Raw genomic sequence first — 6,263 nt, 5'->3', positions numbered from 1 at the left:
CGAGGTGATCCAGGGTTACCGCCGTTTGACGGCCTTTCGCGAACTCGCATAGGAAACCGGGGACCCACGCTATACACGGATCCCCGCAGCACTGGTTCCCCGCGGGGAACCACTTGAAGCCCTGTATCGCAAAATGGTGGACGAGAACCTTGTCCGCAAGGATTTATCCTTTGGTGAGATGGCAAAGCTCGCGCTCTCCTATGCGCAGGATACAGGTTGCGAAATCGGTGATGCGGTCAGCACGCTTTACGCGTCGGCGCTCAAACAGAAGAAAACCTATATCCGCCAATTCGCAAAGGTGATCGGTGAACTGGACGGTTCCTTGAAATTTCCCGAAGCAATCCCGCGCGCTCTTGGTCTGGATCTATATCGACTGTTCGAGACAAATCAGAGAGGCGCTTCCGACCTTAAAGATGCCTTAGCTGCCGATCCGTCTCGTGACGCGGAAGCCGAGCTGGCAATATTGCGGGGGGCATTTACAGTCAAAAAAACAGCAGCGAAGACAGCTGGGCAGTCCATGTCGAAAACTTCGCTTCGCATCGGGTTGCCTCAGGGCGAGATGCGCGTGACAGCTTCGGATGGAAAAGTCGAAATGCGGTTGCCGCGAGATTTCTCTGCCGTCTCCAAAGCGCGTTTGCAGCGGGGGATTGAGGCATTCCTTTCTGCCTTGGATCAGCCAGAGTAATTTTCCCCGGTGCTCGTCGTATCTTGGCCCAAAGTCAGAGCCCCGCGGCCTTCGTCAGGTTCACCCTAAACCTGTCCCTGCGCCGCTGGTACCGGCGGGTCATCTCAGCCGATGCATGGCCAAGTTGCTTCTGGATGTAGCGCTCGTCGACCTCTGCACTCGAAGCCAGACCCGCCCGCAAGCTATGGCCCGAGAACAGGGCAAGCCGATCTTTTTCGGACAGATCACTACGGATGCCCGCGTCCAATACAGTTTGTTTGATCAGCCGTGCGACGTGTTTGTCAGAGAGCCGCGCATCTAGGGCGCGCTTGTTGTCACGGGTCGTCCGGCGGAAGATGGGGCCAAAGTCGATCTTGGCGAACTGCAGCCATTGCTCCAGCGCATGAACTGGGCAGGTTTGATCCGAGGATCCCCTGCCAATCTCGACCTCGCGCCAGCCGGTTTTTCCGCGCAGATAAAGCACCGCCCCCTTATCTTCGATCTCGATCCAGCCACCGCTATCGGGTGTATCATCGCGGCTATGATCAAGGCTCACAATCTCGGTGCGACGCAGCCCACCCGCATAGCCAATCAGCAGGATCGCACGGTCCCTAAGGCCGCGCAGATCAAAGGGCAGGCTGGCCACCATGGCACGGATGTCTTCAGCCAACACCGCTTCTTTCTGGACCGGAGGCCGTGCGTGCTTGCGCCGGATGCCAGCCAGAACAGTCGCGATATGCCGGTCCTTGCGATCAAGGACAAAGCCGCGCTGCTGATAGTTCCAGGCAAGGCCAGACAGGCGGCGCTCGATGGTTGATACCGACAGCGGTCGTGCTGGGCGGGCAGGGGCCTCGGTGTCGGGCGCAGCACAGTTCGCGATATACAGGCCAATCAGTTCAGGGCTTGGAGGCAACGCGTTTGCGCCGCGCCTGCGACACCAGCTCGCAAAATGCGCCCAGTCTTTGGCATACGCCTTGTTCGTGTTCTCAGCCGTTGCCTGACGCGCATAGTCACGTGCTGTATCTACAAGATGGTCGAGAGAACCCGACCCCGCCACATCGTTAGGTAGGTTCAAGTCAGCATCTACAGCCGGGTCTCTCCCTTCTGCTTCGTTGGTCCTAGGCATATCGGAGCGTGATTTGTCGTTATTTTCTGGCTGTCGTTTTTGTTTCATTACTGGACTCTAACCCATTGATTTGATTGTATTCATGTTTCTGTTTCATTCCCAGATTATAGTTTCATTATCGGACATAAGACACTCTTTTGTAGGTTTTGACTATGGTGGATCGCTCAGACATCAACGCAGCAGACGATGCGGCATGGGAACAGGCGGTTGCGCGGGAGGCGGTGATCAGGCCTTTGGCGAGCATGGCCAACCCGGATCGCCGCGAATTCCTCGTCGCCTGCCGACAACTCGGGCTCAAGCGATCCCGCCTCTACGATCTGATCAAAGCATACAAAGCCCGACCGATCACCAGTTCCCTCCTGACAGGCACGGCGGGGACCCAAACGGGCAGCCGGCGGCTTCCGGAAGTGATCGAAGTTGTGATTTCAGAGGCGATTGAAGATTTCTTCAAGTCCCGTCAGAAGCCGAGCATCAATGCGTTGCACAAAGAGGTGCGCAGGCGTTGCGCTCAACAGGGCTTGCGCGCCCCGTGCTGGACCTCAATACGCGACCGTGTAGCGGCGATTGACCCTGCCGAGTTAGTGGCGGCCCGCGAGGGGCCCAAGGCTGCCCGTAGCCGCTATCATCCTGTCCCCGGAATCTATCGGATCGAGCGGGCTTTCGAGGTCGTCCAGATAGATCACACACTGGTGGATGTCATCGTTGTAGATCGTGCGCATCGCCAGCCATTGCAGAGGCCTTGGGTGACGCTGGCCATCGACGTTGCCAGCCGCATGGTGGCGGGCTTTTACCTAACACTGGAACCACCATCCGCCCTATCAGTTTCTTTGGCCATTCAGCACCTGGTGCAGCCGAAACTAGATTGGCTGGACGGTTTCGGTATCGATGCGGATTGGCCGACGGCGGGGCTGCCCGAGACCATTCACGTCGATAACGCCAAGGAGTTCCGCTCAAAAGCAATGCGGCGTGGCGCTGAAGAACATGGGATTTCCCTGCAGTACCGACCGATCGGATCGCCGCATTATGGGGGCCATATCGAGCGGCTGATCGGAACAATGATGGGGGCGGCCCATTTGCTGCCCGGGTCGACCTTTAGCAACATCAAAGACCGTGGTGATTATAACTCTGTGGCGAATTCGGCGATGACGCTGGACGAGTTGGAGCAGTGGTTTGTGCTTGAAATCACCCGTTATCACGCTGAGCGGCATCGGTCCCTTGGTGTTCCGCCGATTTCGGCCTGGCAGGAGGCAGTTCAGAGACGCGATACGCCCTTGCGACACCCCTATGATCCCGAAGGATTCCGGATCGACTTTCTGCCTGCTGTCGAACGTATGGTGCGCCGCGATGGTATCCATCTCTTCGGGTTGAGATACTGGGACGATGTCCTGAGTATTTGGGCTGGCAGGCAGGGGCGACAGTTGCGCGTGTCCTACGATCCGCGTGATCTATCTGCAGTGTTTGTGCGGAGCCCGGATGGTCAGCGATACCCTGTGCGGTTTGCCGATCTGCGGCATCCCCCGATCACATTGGCAGAGCATCGTCGCGCTCAGACCCTTCTGCGCGAGCGGGGTCGGTCGCTTGAGGATGAAAACCTCATTTTCGCAGTGATCGAAGAGCAAAGGGCCTTGGTTGATACAGCTTCAAGCAAGACGCGGGAAGCCAGACGATTTGCGGAACGGCGAGATCGGGCACTGGCTGGCGTCGAGACCGGTGCGATCGAGGAAAATGACCCTAAATATGCAGAATCTGGTGACATCCTCGATGTGCCCACGTTCGAAGTGGAGGAGTGGTCGTGAGCGGGGCAGGGGAGTTCGCGCATCTCGATCCGAACTATCAACGGTTCGCAGCCCTCCCGGATGCAGAGCGTATTGCCTGGATCAGGGCGGACCGCTGGATCGGCTTCGATCAGGCTGGATTGGCGCTTGGATGCCTTGAAAACTTGCTGACCTACCCAACCCGAGACCGGATGCCCTGTCTGCTGATCTATGGCGATACTGGCATGGGTAAGACCAAGATCGTCCGCAAGTTTGAACGCGATCACCCGCCAAAGTTCTGTCAGGTAACCGGTGTTGATCGTCGCCCTGTGGTGGTTGCACAAGTACCATCCGAGCCGATCGAACGGGATCTTTACCGTGAATTGCTTGCCAGTATGGGCGCGCCAGCAATCGCAGGAGGGACATTGGCCCGCGAAAAAGATGTTTGCCGCTCTTTGCTGCGCACGGTCGGTGCGAAGATGATCATTCTCGACGAAGTGAACGGCATGCTGGCCGGTACGTTCCGCCAGCAGCGGATATTTCTCAACGCCATACGGTTTCTGGCCAATGATTTGCGGATCCCGCTGGTCTGCGCAGGGACTGATCTTGCCCGTCAAGCGCTGTTGACAGATGCCCAACTGGCGGAGCGGTTCGAAGCTTTTCATCTGAAGCCCTGGAAGAACGATGCGGTCTTTGCCGGGCTTTTGAAAAGCCTCGGGCACATTCTGCCACTACGTGAACCATCCGATCTGACCAGCGCCGCGACCAGGGCACGGATCCTTATGCTGACCTCCGGTGTGACGGCGCGCATATTTCGTTTGATCGAGACTGCGGCGGAGGCGGCGGTCCTCTCAGGCCGGGAAAGGCTTGATGCCGAAAGCTTCGGGGACAATCTGGTGTTGCCTCTGGTGTCTATGACACTGACTGGTCGCCGCCAGTCGCCCAAAAACATGCAGTCGCGGGTGACGGCATGACGGCGGTGATCCGGCTTCCCGTCGCACCTCGTCCATTCAGTGACGAATTACTCTCGTCTTGGATGGCGCGGGTTGCGACACGCTTTGGTTTGGAGGTGCCTGATATGACGGTGTATTTGGCAGGGCAGGGGGAAACCCTACCGACGCTGCGCCAGATTGATGACACAGCGCCTGACCCGGAACTGCTGAAGATTTGGGCGCGGGGCTGCAGGATCGATCCTGCGCGCCTCGAACGCCTGTCATTGAAATTTCGGCACCACAACCGGCCGCACGATTGGATTTCGGGTAGGGGAGGGGGCGGCGTATCCGTATGTTTGGCCTGCTTTGATGCGGATGTTGCGGCGGGGCGGGACACCTATATTCGGGCCGGTTGGAAGCTGGTCGAGCGGGTTGTGTGCCCGGTTCACAAAGAGATGCTGCTGGGCCGCTGCCTTGAATGCGGTGCCCAACTGCGGGCTTCGTTCAGGTTGCGCACGGGTCTGCTCCGGGTGTTCTGTGCCAAATGCGAGTGTCTTCTCACAGGCAGGGGAGGGGCGCGGGCGGATCGTGCACACACGGCATTTACAGAGGGCACTCTGACGTTTCAGCGGCAGGTCGAGCGGATCATCAATGGTGATGAGGGTCACTTGGCTCTCTTGGAGCGGACAATACGGGCGCTATGGGCACCGCTTGATCGGGCGGGTGCTGCACGTCCTGTCTTGGCGCTTTGGTTCGATGAACCGGGATGGAACTGTCCCTTTGAGGCCCGCGTCGCCGTAGGCGCGCCAGTCCCGCTCCAACATCTTTCCGTTCGCTGGCGTGTCTTGACGCTGGTTATCCTGGGCGATCTCTTTGGGGCAGCAATGGTTCCAGTGGGGACAATGCCAGAGGCGGCCGCGCGGTTGTTCAGGCGTGCTGCGCCAATCCCGCGGACACCCTACGGACGCAGGGAAGCAATCGGCAAGGGAGAGGACCCGATCGACATCGTCACAAGACGAGTCCAGAGATTGAACAAGAACCCAGTCCACCGATGGAATGGAAACTTCGAGGGCGAGCGGGCTGATTTAGGGCGAGTCCGGCCATGAAACTAAAGCGACACAGGCATGGGGATCAGCGTATTATGTCGCGTCCGATAATGCAAACTTATTGGACATAACGGCATCGTACAGGGCAGGGCGGTTATGCAGATATATGCTGGATAAAAGCGCCGCTAAGAGGTAGCCTTCGCGCATGAAGCACGCGCTAACCCCTCTTGATGCCGACAACGGTACACTACCCTCGATGCCACGGTGGGTCACCTCTGCACGGGGCGAATCCCTTGAAGATGTGGCGTTTTTGTCGGGCGCGGCGCTCGGTCATCTGCATCTTGTGCTGGCGCGGGCGGACGTCCCCCAGAGCTTGTTACGAGAGCGCATGGCGCTGCGCGCAGCAGAGGCCAGTGTGGCCCTGTCGGGACGGTCCGAGCGGGCCGCAGACCTGCGCGATGCTGTCCACTTGCTGCGGCCCGGCGATCTGCCCGGGCCGGCGGGGGAACTCTATCAGTACTGGCGGCTGGCTGTCGAACGGCCGGTCTCGGTCACCGCGCTGCACCGTGCCTTACCGACCTATTCTGAGACCGAACTCGCGGTATGGCTCGGCAGACCTGGTGCGGGGCAGGGTGGCCCCGTCGGCCGGGCGTCATCCGTACTTGAGGCGGTGATGTCGGACCATCCGCGCGCGGAGCATGTGGCGCTCCTTCTGGCGGATGCGGCGCTGGCGCAGACCTT

The 6,263-nt window shown here is 59.1% G+C and carries 6 protein-coding genes; 5 read left to right on the top strand and 1 reads right to left on the bottom strand.

What is annotated here, in order from left to right; all coding sequences use genetic code 11:
- Positions 1-133 precede the first annotated feature (133 nt).
- Complete coding sequence (locus AC221Y_RS18615) at positions 134-685, top strand: hypothetical protein (RefSeq protein ID WP_486708001.1); 552 nt, start codon at positions 134-136, stop codon at positions 683-685.
- A gap of 34 nt (positions 686-719) precedes the next feature.
- Here AC221Y_RS18615 and AC221Y_RS18610 read toward each other — a convergent pair whose 3' ends face one another.
- Complete coding sequence (locus AC221Y_RS18610; protein WP_486708002.1) at positions 720-1,790, bottom strand: tyrosine-type recombinase/integrase; 1,071 nt, start codon at positions 1,788-1,790, stop codon at positions 720-722.
- Positions 1,791-1,942: 152 nt separating this feature from the next.
- Here AC221Y_RS18610 and AC221Y_RS18605 point away from each other — a divergent pair, with 152 nt between their 5' ends.
- From AC221Y_RS18605 to AC221Y_RS18590, 4 genes are all read left to right on the top strand, one after another.
- Positions 1,943-3,586: a Mu transposase C-terminal domain-containing protein gene (locus AC221Y_RS18605; RefSeq protein ID WP_486708000.1), complete on the top strand. Its 1,644-nt coding sequence runs from the start codon at positions 1,943-1,945 to the stop codon at positions 3,584-3,586.
- The gene (locus AC221Y_RS18600) at positions 3,583-4,518 is read left to right on the top strand and encodes a TniB family NTP-binding protein (protein WP_486707999.1); all 936 of its coding nucleotides are present in this window, start codon (positions 3,583-3,585) and stop codon (positions 4,516-4,518) included. The genes AC221Y_RS18605 and AC221Y_RS18600 overlap by 4 nt, the downstream gene beginning before the upstream one ends.
- Positions 4,515-5,582: a TniQ family protein gene (locus AC221Y_RS18595; protein WP_486707998.1), complete on the top strand. Its 1,068-nt coding sequence runs from the start codon at positions 4,515-4,517 to the stop codon at positions 5,580-5,582. Before AC221Y_RS18600 ends, AC221Y_RS18595 begins: the two co-directional genes overlap by 4 nt.
- 145 nt (positions 5,583-5,727) lie before the next feature.
- A partial coding sequence (locus AC221Y_RS18590; protein ID WP_486707997.1) for a DUF1403 family protein occupies positions 5,728-6,263 on the top strand: 536 nt, incomplete at its 3' end.

This window comes from Boseongicola sp., from assembly GCF_057460485.1.
Note: the sequence above shows the minus strand (reverse complement) of the source record. Positions and strands in the feature narration are given on the sequence as shown.

Bases quoted from the DNA above. Each gene is read 5' to 3' on its own strand.
- AC221Y_RS18615 (WP_486708001.1), top strand. From the start codon at position 134: ATGGTGGACGAGAACCTTGTCCGCAAGGATTTATCCTTTGGTGAGATG.
- AC221Y_RS18610 (WP_486708002.1), bottom strand. From the start codon at position 1,790: ATGCCTAGGACCAACGAAGCAGAAGGGAGAGACCCGGCTGTAGATGCT.
- AC221Y_RS18605 (WP_486708000.1), top strand. From the start codon at position 1,943: ATGGTGGATCGCTCAGACATCAACGCAGCAGACGATGCGGCATGGGAA.
- AC221Y_RS18595 (WP_486707998.1), top strand. From the start codon at position 4,515: ATGACGGCGGTGATCCGGCTTCCCGTCGCACCTCGTCCATTCAGTGAC.